This is a genomic window from Yersinia rochesterensis, from assembly GCF_003600645.1.
GTDB classification, from domain to species: domain Bacteria; phylum Pseudomonadota; class Gammaproteobacteria; order Enterobacterales; family Enterobacteriaceae; genus Yersinia; species Yersinia rochesterensis.
The window spans coordinates 1,629,531-1,646,782 of sequence record NZ_CP032482.1 but is presented as its reverse complement, the minus strand read 5'-3'; the positions used below and the strand labels follow the sequence as shown (position 1 = coordinate 1,646,782).

The window sequence follows — 17,252 nt, the reverse complement described above, 5'->3', positions numbered from 1 at the left end:
GCAATGAGTGAGCATGGTGGGAATGTGCTGGAAATGGCACTGAAAATCGGCACAGATGCAGAAAACATCCTTGATTTCAGTGCCAATATTAATCCGTTGGGAATGCCAGACTCCCTAAAAATTGCCATTGTTGAACAGTTAGCGCGCGCGGAGCATTACCCTGATGTTGAGTATCGCCAATTACACAGTGCGCTAGCCCGTGCTCACCATTGTTTGCCGGAAAACATCATGGCAGGCAATGGGGCTACTGAACTGATTTATGCCGTGGTGCATTATCTGCAACCGCGCAGTGCCCTGTTGCTGACACCGGGTTTTGCTGAATATCGCCGCGCCCTGCAACGAGTCGGTTGCCAGATTCATGATTATCAGATGAGTGAAGCTGATGGCTATCAGCCCGATGAGCGGTTACTAGACGTTTTAGTGCAATTGCGCCCTGATTGCCTGTTTTTAGCAACGCCGAATAACCCCACCGGCCTGATGCCTGATGCGGCGCTGTTGCAAGCTATTGTGCAGTGCTGCCATCAACACCACATTGCGCTGATTGTCGATGAGGCCTTTATTGATTTCCTGCCCAATGCGCCGGGGCTTATCCCACAATTGGCTGATTTCCCCCAACTTTATGTCTTGCGTTCCCTGACTAAGTTTTTCGCGATCCCAGGGTTACGTTTGGGTTACCTGCTCAGTGGCAATCTGGCGGCTATGGCGCAAATGAAACAGCAGCGCGAACCCTGGACTATCAATGCTTTCGCCACGCTAGCGGGTGAGATTATTCTTGATGACCAACCTTATATTCAGGCGACGCATGAGTGGCTAAAGCAGCAGCGGCCTTGGTTATATCAGCACTTAGCGGATTTACCCGCATTGCAGGTGTGGCAAGGGTGCGCCAATTACATTTTCCTGCGCTGCCTAAGGCCAGAAATCAACCTGCAACAAGCATTATTGCAGCAGCATATTTTGATTCGCCACTGTGCCAATTACCCCGGTCTGACCGGCGACCATTACCGTGTGGCCATCAAAAGTGCAACCGATAATCAGCGGTTGGTCACCGCCTTGCAGCAGGTTTTGGGTCATGGCTGAAGCCCGCTGCCCCGCGTCCTGTGGTGAGTTAATTCAGGGCTGGATATTGGGAGGGGAAAAGCTGATTTCCTGCCCGGTAAACTGGTTTAGCACCGTGTCAGTCACCGACGGTGTTCCAGACGGCCACGAACGGCCACGTATGCGCCAAATGCTAAGGGCGGTATTAGCTTACTTCGACCAACCAGCAGAGATGGCCCGTGGCCTGCATATCAGTTTTGATTCCACTATTCCGGTGGCAAAAGGGTTGGCCAGCAGCACAGCCGACATTGCTGCTACCGCACTGGCCACCGCCCGTCATCTGGGTGAAACACTGGATGAAGCCGCCCTTGCTACTTTGTGCGTCAGTCTGGAGCCCACTGACAGCACTTTATTTCGGCGGCTAACCTTATTTGACCACCAAACCGCCGCCACGCAGATTTCTTATGATTGGCAGCCTTCCATGGACATTCTGCTGCTGGAAAGCCCGCATATTCTCAACACTGAAGATTATCATCGTCGTCATCGCCAACCCACATTGTTGGCGGGTGCCGCCTCACTGGAGCGGGCATGGCAACTGTTTACTCAGGCCGCCGAACGCCACGATAACGCCCTGTTGGGCCAATCCACCACCCTTAGCGCACAAGCCAGTCAGCACTTGTTGGTCAAACCGGACTTTTCCGCCCTCTTGGCGTTAGTGGAGGAATTGGATTTATATGGGCTGAATGTGGCACACAGCGGCAGTGTGGTGGGGTTGCTATTAGATCGCCAACTTCATGATGTAGAACACATTCATTGGCAATTACAACAACGCAACATTAGCCAGAATTATCCGCGCCAACACTTATTAACCATGGTACCCGGCGGGGTACGATAGCCTTCATAGGCCGCCATTCAACTCTAACTAGCCGTGATTATCATCAAACTCATCAAACCAGAATGTCCATGCAATACGCGCTGCAATTCCCTTTATGCCGACCATTTCGATGCAACTCTCTTGACTTCCCCCCTCAGAACCATGACCTCAGTCACAAACCAGGAAAGCAGCCATTTTATCCATGTAAATAGCATTCAAAGATATGGGGAAAATAGCCACCGAGGCAGTAGAGTCCACCTACAGGAAATGTAGTGCAGATGTAAAATCTGCTTCCTGATAAATCTTCATTTTATTAAAAACATAAATATAACTTAAGTCATACAGAATATTACGCCAACACCTAACTACGATAGCCTCAACCTACATGAACTCCCGGAGCCTTAGATGAAAAAACTGAGTGTAAAAACATTATTAGCAGCTAGCCTGTTCAGCATGATCGCCTGCTCGGGCAGTGCATTGGCGCAAGAAGTGGAAGTCGTCAATATCTCGAAAATCGCCGGTATGCCATGGTTCAACCGCATGGGCGAAGGGGTGGAACGCGCCGGTAAAGATCTTGGGATCAAAGCCTATCAAGTCGGCCCCTCCAGCACTGATGCCCCACAACAAGTTAAAATTATTGAAGATTTAATCGCCAAGAAAGTCAGTGCCATCAGCATTGTACCGAACGATGCCGATGTACTGGAGCCAGTATTTAAGAAAGCGCGTGAAGCTGGAATCGTGGTGTTAACCAACGAATCTCCTGGGCAGCCAAGTGCTAACTGGGATATTGAGATCATCGATAATGCCAAATTTGCCGCAGATAATGTGGAAGAAATGGCAAAAGCGATGGGCGGCAAAGGCGGTTATGTGATTTATGTTGGCAGCCTGACCGTGCCACAACATAACCTGTGGGCAGATCTATTTGTTAAATACCAAAAAGAGCATTATCCAGAAATGTTTGAAGTGACCAGCCGTATGCCGGTCGCCGAGAGCATTGATGACTCACGCCGCACTACACTGGACTTGATGAAAGCGCACAGTGATTTGAAAGGCATCGTCGCTTTCGGTTCACAAGGCCCGATTGGTGCTGGGCGCGCAGTGAAAGAGAAACGCGCGAAAAACAATGTTCATGTGTTCGGCATGATGATCCCGTCTCAGGCGGCATCACTGGTGAAAAGTGGTGACATCGCGATGGGTGTGACTTATGACCCAGGTTCAGCCGGTTATGCTATGACTGCGGTGGCTGATAAAGTGCTGAAAGGCGAGAAAATCGAAACCGGCATGGATGTTCCAGGAGTGGGTAAAGCGGAAGTTAATCAAGATAAACGTCTGATTCAATTCCATAATGTGTTGCGCGTAACCAAAGATAACGTGGATTCACTGTATTGATTTACTGAGTTATCGCAAAGCCGGATGCCCTGTCCGGCTCTGTCATTAATATCCGCTTGGATCGAGAGGAAGTAAGATCTATGCAACCATTTATTACCCTGGAAAACATCAGTAAAACCTTTTATGGCGTTAAAGCGCTCAATAAGGTGGCTATGACCCTGTTACCAGGTGAGGTTCATTGCCTCGCAGGGCAAAACGGTTGTGGCAAATCCACACTGATCAAGATTATCTCCGGTGTTTATCAACCCGATGCCGATGCCGCGATGACTATCGATGGCAAAACCTATTCAACCCTGACCCCCATTGAATCTGTCCGGCTGGGGATTCAGGTTATTTATCAGGATTTATCATTATTCCCCAATCTGACCGTGGCTGAGAACATTGCCATGAATCATTATCATCATCATCTATGGGTGAATAAACGTCAGATGCGGGAAACCGCCGAGCGCGTCATCAATAGCATTGATGCCCATCTTAATCTGGATGAATTGGTTGAGGATTTACCCATCGCCCAGAAGCAGTTAGTCGCTATCTGTCGTGCGCTGGCGCAGGATGCGCGTTTGATTGTGATGGATGAACCCACCGCGTCTCTGACCCGGCAAGAAGTTAACGGCTTGCTGCGGGTGGTGCATGAACTTAAATCACGCAATATTTGCGTGGTATTTGTTAGCCACCGGTTGAGTGAAGTGCTGGAAATTTCAGACCGCATTACGGTGCTAAAAGATGGTAATTGGGTCGGAACCTACCCCGCCGCTGAAGTTGATAACCCACGGCTGGCTTGGCTCATGACCGGTATGAAGTTTGATTTTCAGGTCTTACCCGCTTACACCCCATCACGCCCGCCAGTGCTGGTAGTGGAAGAACTTTCCCGTGGCAACGAATATCACAATGTCTCACTGACTTTACATCCGGGCGAAATTATCTCGCTGGTCGGCCTGTTGGGTTCCGGGCGAACCGAGTTGTGTCTCAGTTTATTCGGTTTAACCACTCCCGAGTCGGGAACCATTCGTATCAATGATAAACCAATGTATTTCAGTAGTAACCGCGATGCCATCGCCGCCGGTGTGGGTTATGTTTCGGAAGACCGCATGAGCACCGGGCTGATTATGGCGCAATCCATCCGCGACAATATCAGCGCCACGGTTTTACACCGGCTGAAAAACACCTTCCACCTGATGCGTACTGAGCGGGTCGATACATTGGTCGAAGACATGGTAAAGCACCTGTCGATTAAAATTGGCAGCAGTGACTTACCGGTCAATACCTTATCCGGTGGGAATGCGCAGCGCATTGCTATCGCCAAATGGCTGGCAACTGAGCCGCAAATATTGATCCTCGACTCTCCGACAGTCGGGGTGGATATCGCCAACAAAGCCGGTATTTATAATATTATCAATGCATTGTCAGCGCGTGGCATTGCGGTATTGATGGTGTGTGATGAGATTGATGAAGCTTACTTTAACAGCCACCGTATTTTAGTAATGCGGGCCGGCCGACTTGTGCAGGAATTCTTGCCAAGTAATAGCAGCGAAGCAGCCATTGCGGAGGTAGTAAATGGCTAACCCCCATGCACTCAATAAATCGGATGTCGGTAAAACAGGTTTATTCAATAAAGAACATCTGAAACGCCATGAAGTTATGTTGGCTTTCACTATATTGGTTATTTCGACTTATCTGACTTTCGCCAGTCCCGATTTTCTGACACTCGCCAATATTTATGACTTGATAAATAACTATGCCATGTTAACCATTTTGGCCTGTGGTTTATTTATCGTGTTGATTTCTGGCGGTATTGATATTTCATTCCCGGCGATGACCATCATCTCGCAATATGTCATGGTGACATTAATTGTGAAGTTCGGTGGTAACTTCCCGGTGGCATTCGCACTGGCGGGCGGTATCGGCTTATTGCTGGGGCTGATTAATGCGCTGTTAGTTAATCGCCTGCGCGTGCCGTCCATCATTATTACCATTTCCACGCTGAATATATTCTACGGATTACTGCTGTATCTCAGCCGAGGAATTTGGTTGTATACCTACCCAGAATGGTTCGAACATGGGCCGATGCTGTTCGCCTTTACCGCTGCTGATGGCTATGACTATGGCCTTTCGCTGCCGATTTTGACTTTGCTGACGACGATTATCGTCACAGCTTTGCTGATGACTCGCACCAGTATTGGTCGGCAAATTTATGCATTAGGCGGTAATCAGGAAGCCGCCTCCCGCATGGGGTTCAGCATCCTTAAGCTGCAACTGTTTGTTTATGGCTACATGGGCTTTTTATCCGGCATTGCCGGTGTGGTGCAGTCTTACACCGTTTTGACGGTGGCCCCAGATTCACTGCTCGGCTATGAACTCACTGTATTGGCGGCGGTAGTGCTGGGCGGCACCAGTATTATCGGCGGGCGCGGCACTTTAACCGGTACCCTGCTGGGAGTGATTTTGCTGGCGATATTGCAAAATGGTTTGAATTTACTGGGTATTTCGTCGTACTGGCACACCGTGGTTATCGGTCTGGTGATTGTCATCAGTATCAGTGTGACGGCCTGGGGCCAACGTCATAAGGTAGGGATATAACCATGTCGAAAACAACTCAACGGGATCATACCGAGCGCTGGCTGGTGGCACTGCTGGTGTTGGTGGCGGTGGTGTTCAGTGTGCTGATCCCACAGGTATTCTGGTCTGCGGCTAACTTCCAATCCATTGCCTCACAAATCCCCGTCGCTGGGGTATTAACACTGGCAATGGCAATCACTATGCTGACCGGAGGGATTAACTTATCAATCATTGCTACCGCCAATGCCAGTGCGCTGGTGATGGCCTGGGTTTGTACCCACCTTGAGCCAACATTCAGCTCAATGATGCTGATGCTATTGGCCGGAGCCTCAGTTGCTTTGGTGGTTGGGCTGATCAATGGGGTACTTATCTCGGTGGTCCGCGTCTCCCCTATTCTGGCGACATTGGGCATCATGACCTTGCTCAAGGGCGTGAATGTGCTTATCTCCAAAGGGTCGGCGATTTCTAACTTCCCCAACTATGTGCTGGCATTGGATCGCAATAACTTTCTCGGGGTGCCGGTGCCGTTATATTTGTTCATCGCGGTCGCTCTGATTATCTGGTTAATACTGGCCAAGACCCCGTTGGGCCGTCAGATATATCTTTCTGGCTCCAACGAAAAAGCCACCTTTTTCTCCGGGATTAATACCCGCCGCACACTAATTTGGGTGTATGTGATTTCATCGTTACTCTGCACTGTCGCGGCGTTGTTGATGATGTCCAAACTCAACTCCGCCAAAGCGTCCTACGGCGAGTCACTGTTACTTATCACTATTCTAGCAACGGTATTAGGCGGGGTTAATCCTGATGGCGGGTTTGGTAAGATTTTCGGCATTGTATTAGCGCTGTTCTTGCTACAAATGCTGGAAAGCGGGCTGAATATCATGGGGGTGAGTAGCTATATCACCATGGCATTGTGGGGTTCGTTGCTGCTGGCGTTTATCTTTGTCAAAGGAATCAACATTCCAGCGTTTCGTTTCTTGCGGCAAAATAAACCGTCAAGTTAATGTATTGATAGAAAAAAGAAAAGGCTGGCAATTGATGCCAGCCTTTCTATTAATAGCTACAAAAAAACTATCCCGCTTGAGCTAAAGTTACTTAACTTCACCCATCGCTTTCAGTTTTTTCGACAATTCACGACGTTCTTTAGACAGATCGGCGTTTTTGATGATGTAATCATCAACACGATCTTCGTAGTCACCACGCATGTTAGCGATAATGGCCTGAACCTCTTCAATGCTCATCCCTGGCTTGATGTATTCACTCAGGTTATCGAGCAACAGAACGCGTTTTTGGTTATCACGAATTTTCTTTTCGTTATCAACGATTTCACGCTGTAATTTATTTTTGCGACGGAACATACGCACAAACTCCAAAACGTCCTGGAAAGTTGGCTTAGTTGCATTATCCATTTTCATACCTTCACTTAAGTTTTACACAAATTCAATTGCTGGTGACCAGGCTACCTGCACCATACCGCTTTGCCGTACCTGGTGACAAGATTCATTGGCTTATCTTACCTGCTTTACCCGCCAGACAGAAATATCATCTGCCTTAAAACCGGATTGATCACCTGCGCAAGGTCATATTAATCAGATCGTCCAATTCCTCAAGTTGTTTGGTTAACTCCAGACTCAGCCAAACATAGCCGTAAATTGGCGTTTCTATCTGCTGTTCTTGTGTGACAACCAACATCAATGATTTCAATTCGGTTGAAATTTCGCTCAACTCACCCGCGACTTCCCGCTCTCGAGCCGGTGAACCATCGCGCAAACTGTCACTTAAAGTATTAAGCGTGCGGGCCGTCATCAATTGGGCGCTGCGCAGCCCTTTGGCATTGAGCATAATAAAATGACTTTCTCGCGATGACCAATAAGCATCCACCAGTAATTCCAGTGTGCAAATCAGATTGCGGCTGAGTGTCTGGATAGCCTCAAAAACATCTTTATTAATATGAGATTCTTTACTGGCTGGCGCAATAAAAGTACGCATTTTAACCGATTGATTGAGCGCAGCTTTTAATTTTGGCTCTAATCGCGGACGATCGATAACATTCGGCGATAAGTAGGCGGCGTAAATTTGGCTGATAGCGCGCAAGTTATCACTCATTTGCATGCGCCAATGGGTAAAGGCGCGTTGCGGATAGACACTGGTAAAAACTAACGCCAATAATGAGCCAAAAATAACATCGCCGCTGCGCCACAGTGCCGTGTTCATATCCCCCGGAGCTGACCCACAGACCACTGCCAGCGTGATACCAATCAGCAGAGCCATATAGGGGCGTTTGCCCAGAGTCAGATAACCACACAGGAACATTACAGCGCCACACCAAACCAGCATCAGAGTGAGAGAATATGACTCAAGATAAAGGGCGATCAGACCGGATATTGCGCCAAAAACAGTCCCGCCAATGCGCTGCATAGCTCTGGACAACACATTCCCCCAATAGGATATCGGCCCCATGACAACCACTAAGGTGATCAGCGGCCAAGTCCCTTCTGGGACGGCCAACAAGCGGATAATCAGGAATGTTAGGATAAAAGCCAGCGTAATACGCAAAGCATGAGTCAGGCGGTAATGGGTGTAAATCAGGTTATCCAGCGGCGATATTTTTTTATTCAAGCGCACGACAGACCTACTTCCAATAAGATACTAAAAACTAAGTCTAGCTGAGTTATTACACTCTGGCATCGGATTAACCGTTACTAAAAGTGGCGGGAATAAATCGGAGGGAACTAAATAATCCCCGTCAGCGATGGCTAAACGGGGAAATAAGCTTATTTAAAATCAACTGCCATTTGTTGTTGGATTGTCATGCCAAAGCTCGATTCTACACAACAAGCAATATAATCGGTAAAACGGGGCGACCTTGGCATCCCCAAACTGAGCAATCGCTCATTACTGAAACGTACATTTAGCACGGCAAAAGAGCCGTATAAGCGCATGGCTTTCAACATTAAACGCTCATTACATGGGCCGAAAATACCTTTCAGTTGCTTACGCATCTGCACCAAAGCACCATATTCTACCTGGCGATAATCTGCCCCCATGGGTTGTTGTCGAGCTGCTGACGACATGGCCTGATCAATCTCAGCAAAACTGACACTGTCTTTCTCTCCAGCAGAAATATGATAGATATCTTCCGGTAAGTTTGGATGCAGCAAAATACACACTAAGGCGTCAGCACAATAATCGACTGGAATAACATCAATATAGTCATCCAGAGAGCACATAAACTTGCGCAGCATTAATGCCATGCGGAATACCCAGAAGATGCTGCTAGAAGGTTGGCAGCCCAAACGAGTATGCCCGACAACAATTGATGGCCGGGCAAATACCAATGGCAACCCCGGACATTCTTCCGCCAATAAGCGCTCAATGGCCGATTTAGATTTAGTGTATTCCACTAAATGTGCATCATCTTCTGCCGATAGGATCTGCTCATTCACTACAGTATCGGCATCGGGAGTACAAGACATGGCGGTGCCCACATGAATGAATCTTTGTAAACCGGCGACCTGAGACATTCTTTTGCCGAAGGCTAATGTGCCGTCGACATTAACTTTCCAGATTAATGGGTTATTACCAAATGATGCGACGGCGGCACAATTAATAACATGCGTCACTTCATTGATACGCGGGTCATTAATAAAACTGTCAGGTTCAGCTAAATCCCCTAATAGAATATGATGTGTCATTATTTTATTCAGCCGCCCAGCAGGCAGATAAAACTTTGCCAGATTTTCTCGAATACGGGTTAATCCCTGCTCCGGTGTTTTGGCCCTAACTAATAATAAATAATTAAAATCTGAGTTTTCCAACAATAACTTTTCAAGCACTGCTCCGCCCAAAAAACCTGTGGCACCGGTTAACAGAAGTGTTTTCACCATTAATCCTACATATTTTATTAAGTATGCAGATTATATAAGTAGCTAATTAAACAGCAGGTAAATATTAGTTAGAACGACACTGATTGACTAAAACATAATTATTTCAAAATAAATCCTGACACCCTAACCCGCCTGAAATGATATTCTAGCACTAATGCCATGGGTCACTGCGACTGACCGCGGCGGTGTCCCATCATAAAGAATAGCCATAAGAATTAAGGGTTAAACTGAATAATGTCAGATAAAAATAAGTCACCAACATTTTACATTCACGATTATGAAACCTTTGGTCAGCGCCCGGCGTTAGACAGACCCGCGCAGTTTGCCGGAGTGCGTACCGATTTGGAGTTCAATATCATCGAGGAACCATTGGTGGTTTACTGTGCCCCCGCCGATGACTATCTGCCGCAACCAGAGGCCGTGATGATAACCGGCATCACCCCGCAACATGCCTTAGCCAATGGGGTTAATGAAGCCGAGTTTGCCCGCCAAATTCATCAAGCTTTCAATGTGCCCGGCACCTGTATTCTCGGCTACAATAATATTCGTTTTGATGATGAAGTTAGCCGCAATATTTTCTACCGCAATTTCTATGATCCCTATGCTTATAGCTGGCAAGGCGGTAATTCCCGTTGGGACTTGCTCGATGTCATGCGCGCTTGTTATGCCCTGCGTCCAGAAGGCATTGTCTGGCCAGAAAACGAAGATGGCTTACCCAGCTTTAAACTTGAGCATTTAACTAAAGCCAATGGTGTCGAGCACTTACATGCCCATGATGCGATGTCCGATGTGCACGCCACCATCGCCATGGCAAAGTTGGTCAAGCAAGCGCAACCCCGGCTGTTTGATTACCTCTATCAGCACCGCAGCAAACATAAAATTAACGCATTGATTGATATTGCAGATATGACGCCACTGGTTCATGTGTCTGGCATGTTTGGTGCCGCGCGGGGCAACACCAGTTGGGTTGCCCCGCTAGCATGGCATCCTGAGAATAAAAATGCGGTAATTATGTGCGATTTGGCGGGTGATACGTCGCCACTATTGGAGCTGGATAGCGATACTCTGCGTGAGCGGCTGTATACCCGCCGCGATAAACTCAATGCTCAAGACGCAGCCGTCCCCTTGAAGTTGGTGCACATTAATAAATGTCCGGTATTGGCACCGGCGAAAACGCTGCTGGCTGAGAATGCCGAGCGGCTGGGGATTGATCGTCAGCGCTGTCTGCAAAACCTGCAACTATTGCGGCAAAACCCGCAAATACGCGAAAAAGTGGTCGCGTTGTTTGCTGAAGCGGAACCTTTTGCAGTGTCTGATGATGTAGATGCCCAGCTGTATAATGGATTTTTCAGTGATGCTGACCGCGCCACCATGAAAATCATTTTACAAACTGAGCCACAAAATCTACCCGCGCTCGATCTGACCTTCCAAGACCCACGTTTGGAAGCGCTGCTATTTCGCTTCCGCGCCCGTAATTATCCGAATACTTTGACGGACAGTGAGCAACAGCGCTGGTTAGAGCATCGTCGCGAAGCACTTAATCCAGAAAGAGTGCAAGATTATGTACTGCAACTGGAACAGTTTTATAACCAGTATGAGGGCGATAAAGAGAAGTTGGCACTACTGAAAGCCCTGTTTGACTATGCCAGAGATCTGGTGAGCTGATATTGATAATGGATTTAATCCAATAAAAAACGGAGCCGTCAGGCTCCGTTTTAATCAGCAATAACACCATATCCAATCAACAAGAACACATGGCGTTACTGTGCAAGCTCACCAGTAAACTGAGGTAATGCCTGACGGAAAGCGCGAGTTTTCCAGACCATATAAAGCAGGCCAATTGCGCCCCATACCAGCCCCAGAGTCATAGAGCTACTTTCCAGATTAACCCACAGTACACCCACTGTCCCTGCACCAATCATCGGTAGAATCAGGTAGCTGATATGATCCCTAACTGTGCAGTTGCGGCGCTCGCGGATATAGAACTGTGAAATCACCGACAGGTTAACGAAGGTGAAAGCCACCAGCGCACCAAAGTTAATCAATGCAGTTGCCGTGACCAAATCAAAGGAAATAGCAGACAATGCCACGCCCCCCACCAACAATACGTTGATGGCTGGAGTACGCCATTTTGGATGCACGTAGCCAAATATTCTCTCAGGGAATACCCCATCGCGCCCCATCACATACAGCAAGCGCGAAACGCCGGCGTGTGCCGCCATACCTGATGCCAACACCGTGACACAGGAGAAGCACAGAATCACTGACTGGAAGAATTTGCCGGCCACAAACAGCATGATTTCCGGCTGTGATGCATCGGGGTCAGTGAAGCGCGAAATATCCGGGAAATAGAGCTGCAAGAAGTAAGACACGACAATAAAAATCACGCCGCCAATCAATGCAGTCAGGAAAATCGCTTTCGGGATCACTCTCCCGGCATCTGGCGTTTCTTCAGACAGCGAACTGATGCCATCGAAGCCAAGGAATGAGAAGCACAGTATCGTGGCCCCGGTTATCATCGGCACCAAATGAGCATTTTCAGAATAGAACGGACGTGGGCTAACCAGCGTACCTGTCCCTTCACCTTGATAAACACCGTGAATCAGCAGCCCCATAAAGACCACCATGACAGCGACCTGAACCACAACGATGATCGAGTTCAGGTTAGCGACCACATTAATGCCACGCAGGTTGAATAGCGTCATCAAGCTGACCAATGCGCCAACAAAAATCCATGATGGCACACCTGGGAAAATCGCTTCGAGATAAATTTTTGCCAATAGAATGTTAATCATCGGCATGAACAGGTAGTCCAGCAGTGATGACCAACCCACCATAAAGCCAACATTCGGACTAATGGATTTCTGGGCGTAGGTATAAGCCGAACCCGCAGACGGGAAACGCTTAACCAATTTGCCATAGCTGACGGCAGTGAACAGCACTGCTATCAACGCAATGGCGTAAGAAGTCGCGACGTGACCATCGGTCAGGCCGGAGACAATACCAAAAGTATCGAAAATGGTCATCGGCTGTAAATAAGCCAAGCCCATCATCACCACTTGCACCAACGTCAGTGTTTTTCTGAGCTGAACGCGGTTATTGGTGCCAGTTTGATTGGTGCCGACTGCAACAGTAGCATTATGCGTCATGATTCAGCCTCCCCATACCTTTGACCCAATTTGCAAGTGTAGCTCGCAGGTCAGAGGTGACGGGGAAACTTCGTATCTGCCTGGGACACGTAAGTGGGGAAATAAGAGCGGTGTAACGGGTATTTGCCATACCTGTTGCGCCATAATCGCTGCATGTGCAGCGCATACCGGTGGGCACCGGTGCCAGTGTAAATAATTGCCCCATCTTTCTTTCCTCATAACGGCGATTTTCGTATGTGAATAATCGCTCGCGGACCTGTTTATCTATCCGGATCGTTGTCCGGCCTCTTGATTTGTGAAAACACGAATGCAAAAAAATAACCGACGCGTTTAAACGTCGGCTATTCCATGGCGCGTATTTTGCCCTAACTTGAGAGCAAAAAACAAGATGTTAAACGGCTTGAAACAATATTCTTATGGCAGTTTGATCTAAACGGCTATTTCTATGCTGTATCAGTGCTGAGCGGCAATTTCTACCCGCTCAATTGCTGTCCATATTTTGTCTGAACTCAGCTCAACAGGCAGATAATGAATTGACTCGCTCGGCTTCAGAATTCGACTAATCACACGCTCAATAGCATCACGGTCATTAATATCAACATCCAGCGCAGCCAAATGCGTTGGTAAACCTAATTTATTAAACGCCACAATCAGTGATTGCAGTGCTTCATCTTGCTCCAGCAGGGCTGTTTGAACCAAAATTCCATAGGCAACTTTGGTGCCATGCAGGAAATGCTCGGTCTGGGGCAGCAGTGTCAGACCATTGTGTACTGCATGAGCCGCCGCAACGCGGGTATAGCGCTCGCCCAGCCCACCGACCATACCGCCACCGGCAATAATCGCATCCACTACATCAAGGAAATCTTGCGTTAGTTCCCCCTGCTCCACCGCCTGTAATGCAGATTCGCTCTGTTTGAGCAGCACATTGCGAATGTCCAGCGCGGCCTGTAAACCCAAACGAACGGTCAAAGACAATGTTTCCGGTTGCGGGCTTAGCACCACCGCTTCGTACCATTTCGCCAATGTATCGCCAATTCCCGCCAATAGATATTCCACTGGTGCCTGCAAAATAATACGCGGTTCTACTAACACCAACTGGTTGGAATCTTTAAATATTTCAAAATTTAGCGCTTGCCCGGCATCGTTATACCACACGGAAAGTGGTGTCCAGGCCGCGCAGGTTGCCGCGATCGTGGGAATAGCTACCAGCGGCAAGCCAAGTTTACGCGCCACCACCTTGGCCGTATCCAATACTGCACCACCGCCAATACCGATCACCACTTGTCGGTCACTGCCCGCAGCCTTCACTAAATCAGCAACAGTAGATTCACTGCAATGACTGGAAAATAAAGCTCGTACCGCTTGTGGCCCATGGAAAGCCGCTGGCAGATAATCACTGGCCGCCGCCAAGGCGCGCTCACCATAGATCCACAGCGCATTTTCCAATGTTGCTTGAGGATAAAACTCGCTCAGCTTTTCGATAGCGCCTGGAAAAGAAAAATAGTTGGCAGGCCCCACCTGCACTCGGATTGCGTTCGTGCTCATGGCGCGTTCCTTTTAAAGGATGATCTCATCAGTATTTTTCTCATCTTAAAGGCTAAGTTGCCAATGTTTAATAACTTTTTGATATACCTTAACTATTTTAGTTTGTTGCGAATAATGGAAATTGTGTTAAAAAGAAGTCTACCGCAGCATTATTGACTGCCTATTCCGTCAAAATACTTCATAGGGCAGTGATAGAAATTTATGTCCAGTATCACCTCATCCTCCCGCCTTGAGATGCGGAATATATCTATCTCATTTTCTGGATTCCATGCCCTACAACAAGTTGATTTCACACTGGAAGGTGGGTCTACTCATGCGCTAGTCGGGGCTAATGGTGCAGGGAAATCGACGCTGATGGCGATTCTTTCCGGCGCTCACAATCACTATCGCGGCGAGATCTATATTGATGGCCAGCAGATAGACATTCACTCCCCCCGTCAGGCAAAGCAGCACGGTATCCATGTGGTTCAGCAAGAGGTTGATGTCGCACTGATCCCTACCCTGTCTGTGGCGGAAAATATTATGCTGGATACGCTAGCGGAACAGGGGCATCTGTTTAATTGGCCACAACTTTATCGCCAGGCAGAAGCGCTACTCGGGCAGCTTGACCTCAAGTTGAATGTGCGCCAGCGGTTGGAATCTTGCACATTGGCGGAGAAACAACAGGTTCTATTGGCCCGCGCCCTTTCCCATCAATGCCGTTTTCTCATTCTGGATGAACCCACCGCCCCCTTGGATCAAGAAGAGAGTGCGCGTCTGTTTAAAGTGGTGCGCCGCTTGCAATCCGAAGGAATAGCCATTGTGTTCATTTCGCACCGCATCCATGAATTGCGCGAAATTTGCGATCAATTGACCGTATTACGCGATGGTCGCAAAGTCAGCCATGATGCAATGGGTGACCTGAGTGGTGAGCAAATTGTCGAAAAGATGCTCGGCCACACTTTGGATGATATTTTCCCACCCCGACGAACGGCATTTAGTGAAAAAATATTATTGTCTGTCAGTGGGTTACATGACCAACACAAATTACGCGATATTTCCCTGACATTGCATGAAGGGGAAATATTAGGGATTGCCGGGTTAGCTGGCGCGGGAAAAACCGAATTGTGCAAAGCATTGTTTGGTGCTACGCCCAGCCGTGTTGATCAGGGTGAATTACAGGGCAAACCTTGGAAACCGCGTTCACCGGATCGCTCCGTCGAGCAGGGGCTAGCTTTAGTGCCCGAAGAACGGCGCAAAGAAGGTATTTTTATCCACGAAGGTATCCCAATGAACCTGAGTGTGGCCGCTGATGACAGTTTTTCCCGCTGGAGTATTTTTAGCCGCCGCCAAGAGTTGAGTTGGGCCAAAGAGTTGATTGCGCGCTTGGGGGTGCGAACTTCTTCGCCGCAGCAAAAACTCGCCCGCTTGTCGGGGGGGAATCAGCAGAAAGTGGCGATCGGCAAATGGTTGCGCGGCGATGCGCAGGTATTGATTTTTGATGAGCCAACCAAAGGTGTGGACATCAAAGCCAAACAGGATCTGTTCAATCTGATTGACGGGTTAGCGCAACAGGGAAAAGGCATTATTTATGCATCCGGTGAATTCTCAGAATTGGTCGGTTTATGCTCTCGTATCTGTGTGTTGTGGGATGGGCGAATTGTTGCCGAGCTAAACGCCGCAGATGTCGATGAAGAAACATTATTACTATTTTCAACCGGAGGAACCCCTCAGTGAGCAAAGAAATACCCCTGCCGGACGCGCAGCCATGGCGTCACCAGTTGTTTGATTTTCTCTACAAATGGGGGATGTTGCTCACCGTCGTGGCGCTAATCGCGCTGTTTGGTCTGGCCTCAGATAACTTCCTCGACCCAAACAATATCATCAATATATTGCGATCCATTGCCATAGTGACAGTGATTGCTATCGGGGTGTCTATTTCCCTGTCTGTGGGGGGGTTTGACTTATCGGTCGGTTCGACTGCTTCGCTGGCCAATGCCATCGTGGTCTCACTCTTTGTCTGGTACGGATTTGGCACCACTGGGGCAATTATCCTGACCTTGCTCATTTGTACATTAGTGGGGCTATTTAACGCATTTCTGATTGTGGTGCTGAAGATCCCCGATATGCTGGCGACCCTTGCCAGTCTGTTTGTCATTCAGGGCGTGGCGATGACGTACAGCTACGGCGGCTCTATCACGCAGAATATGTTGCTGCCGAGCGGCGATATGGCGGAGGGCGTCATTCCTGAGATATTCTCAGCGCTGGGTCAAGTGCCGGTTATCGTGCTAATCATGTTGGCGGTGACTATTGTAGTGCAGTTGTATTTGTCATTAACCAAGCATGGTCGCCGGATGTATGCCATTGGTGGCAACCCAGAAGCGGCGCGGCTGGCGGGCATCCGTACCGTACGTTATCGGGTGTTGGCTTATGTATTTTCATCTTTGCTAGCGGCACTGGGCGGGATTTTACTGGCATCACGCATTGGCTCGTCACAAGTCAACGCCGGTGGTGGTTACCTGATGGACGCCGTTGCTGCCGCCTATATTGGCTTTTCACTCGCGGGTTCCGGCAAACCCAATGCTTTCGGCACCTTAATTGGCGCGGTTATCCTTGGTGTGCTGCAAAACGGGCTGGTGATGCTGTCAGTACCTTACTACGCAATGGATATCATCAAAGGGTTGGTTCTGGCGCTGGCCTTAGCCCTGACTTATATTCATCAGAAGCGGTGATTGGGTATTGATCCTTATTTCGTAATGTTTTCAATGCCCATCCATTCGAGGCGTAGCGAGCGAAAGTATTTTGGGCTTGGGCAGTGCTCAAGCCCAAAATACA

15 protein-coding genes are annotated in these 17,252 nt (G+C 48.5%); 9 read left to right on the top strand and 6 right to left on the bottom strand.

What is annotated here, in order from left to right; genetic code table 11:
* Positions 1-3 precede the first annotated feature (3 nt).
* The 6 genes from cobD (at position 4) to DXZ79_RS07750 (ending at position 6,861) form a co-directional block, all read left to right on the top strand.
* Positions 4-1,077 carry a threonine-phosphate decarboxylase CobD gene (gene cobD, locus DXZ79_RS07780; RefSeq protein WP_038634210.1) on the top strand — a complete coding sequence of 358 codons (1,074 nt, stop codon included), beginning with the start codon at positions 4-6 and terminating at the stop codon, positions 1,075-1,077.
* Positions 1,070-1,930: a GHMP family kinase ATP-binding protein gene (locus DXZ79_RS07775; RefSeq protein WP_038634213.1), complete on the top strand. Its 861-nt coding sequence runs from the start codon at positions 1,070-1,072 to the stop codon at positions 1,928-1,930. The genes cobD and DXZ79_RS07775 overlap by 8 nt, the downstream gene beginning before the upstream one ends.
* Before the next feature lie 432 nt (positions 1,931-2,362).
* Entirely contained in the window at positions 2,363-3,298 is a 936-nt protein-coding gene (locus tag DXZ79_RS07765) for an autoinducer 2 ABC transporter substrate-binding protein (RefSeq protein ID WP_230852344.1), read from the top strand.
* 80 nt (positions 3,299-3,378) lie between these two features.
* Positions 3,379-4,860: a sugar ABC transporter ATP-binding protein gene (locus DXZ79_RS07760; protein ID WP_038634218.1), complete on the top strand. Its 1,482-nt coding sequence runs from the start codon at positions 3,379-3,381 to the stop codon at positions 4,858-4,860.
* A gap of 76 nt (positions 4,861-4,936) precedes the next feature.
* Positions 4,937-5,875 carry an ABC transporter permease gene (locus DXZ79_RS07755; protein WP_038639616.1) on the top strand — a complete coding sequence of 313 codons (939 nt, stop codon included), beginning with the start codon at positions 4,937-4,939 and terminating at the stop codon, positions 5,873-5,875.
* 2 nt (positions 5,876-5,877) lie between these two features.
* A complete protein-coding gene (locus DXZ79_RS07750; protein ID WP_038634221.1) occupies positions 5,878-6,861 on the top strand; it encodes an ABC transporter permease in 984 nt (327 codons plus the stop codon).
* An 87-nt stretch (positions 6,862-6,948) separates the two neighbouring features.
* Here DXZ79_RS07750 and tmaR read toward each other — a convergent pair whose 3' ends face one another.
* From tmaR to DXZ79_RS07735, 3 genes are all read right to left on the bottom strand, one after another.
* Positions 6,949-7,266 carry a PTS system regulator TmaR gene (gene tmaR, locus DXZ79_RS07745; RefSeq protein WP_032819099.1) on the bottom strand — a complete coding sequence of 106 codons (318 nt, stop codon included), beginning with the start codon at positions 7,264-7,266 and terminating at the stop codon, positions 6,949-6,951.
* 157 nt (positions 7,267-7,423) lie between these two features.
* Positions 7,424-8,482: an FUSC family protein gene (locus DXZ79_RS07740; RefSeq protein ID WP_038634227.1), complete on the bottom strand. Its 1,059-nt coding sequence runs from the start codon at positions 8,480-8,482 to the stop codon at positions 7,424-7,426.
* A gap of 149 nt (positions 8,483-8,631) precedes the next feature.
* Positions 8,632-9,741, bottom strand: a complete 1,110-nt coding sequence (locus DXZ79_RS07735; RefSeq protein WP_038639619.1) for an SDR family oxidoreductase — start codon at positions 9,739-9,741, stop codon at positions 8,632-8,634.
* 237 nt (positions 9,742-9,978) lie between these two features.
* Between DXZ79_RS07735 and sbcB the strand changes: the two genes are divergently transcribed.
* The gene (gene sbcB / locus DXZ79_RS07730) at positions 9,979-11,409 is read left to right on the top strand and encodes an exodeoxyribonuclease I (RefSeq protein WP_050291647.1); all 1,431 of its coding nucleotides are present in this window, start codon (positions 9,979-9,981) and stop codon (positions 11,407-11,409) included.
* A gap of 95 nt (positions 11,410-11,504) precedes the next feature.
* On the opposite strand, the gene DXZ79_RS07725 is transcribed toward sbcB, so the two are convergent.
* The 3 genes from DXZ79_RS07725 to DXZ79_RS07715 all read right to left on the bottom strand — a co-directional run bounded on the left by DXZ79_RS07725 (position 11,505) and on the right by DXZ79_RS07715 (position 14,438).
* Positions 11,505-12,893 carry an APC family permease gene (locus tag DXZ79_RS07725; RefSeq protein WP_038634232.1) on the bottom strand — a complete coding sequence of 463 codons (1,389 nt, stop codon included), beginning with the start codon at positions 12,891-12,893 and terminating at the stop codon, positions 11,505-11,507.
* On the bottom strand, positions 12,883-13,098 hold the full coding sequence (locus tag DXZ79_RS21170) for a hypothetical protein (RefSeq protein WP_038634233.1): 216 nt from the start codon (positions 13,096-13,098) through the stop codon (positions 12,883-12,885). The genes DXZ79_RS07725 and DXZ79_RS21170 overlap by 11 nt, the downstream gene beginning before the upstream one ends.
* A gap of 248 nt (positions 13,099-13,346) precedes the next feature.
* Complete coding sequence (locus DXZ79_RS07715) at positions 13,347-14,438, bottom strand: oxidoreductase (RefSeq protein WP_120011193.1); 1,092 nt, start codon at positions 14,436-14,438, stop codon at positions 13,347-13,349.
* A gap of 201 nt (positions 14,439-14,639) precedes the next feature.
* Here DXZ79_RS07715 and DXZ79_RS07710 point away from each other — a divergent pair, with 201 nt between their 5' ends.
* Complete coding sequence (locus tag DXZ79_RS07710) at positions 14,640-16,154, top strand: sugar ABC transporter ATP-binding protein (protein ID WP_038634239.1); 1,515 nt, start codon at positions 14,640-14,642, stop codon at positions 16,152-16,154.
* Positions 16,151-17,149, top strand: coding sequence for an ABC transporter permease (locus tag DXZ79_RS07705; RefSeq protein ID WP_050291646.1), 999 nt, complete (start codon positions 16,151-16,153; stop codon positions 17,147-17,149). The genes DXZ79_RS07710 and DXZ79_RS07705 overlap by 4 nt, the downstream gene beginning before the upstream one ends.
* Positions 17,150-17,252: the final 103 nt, after the last annotated feature.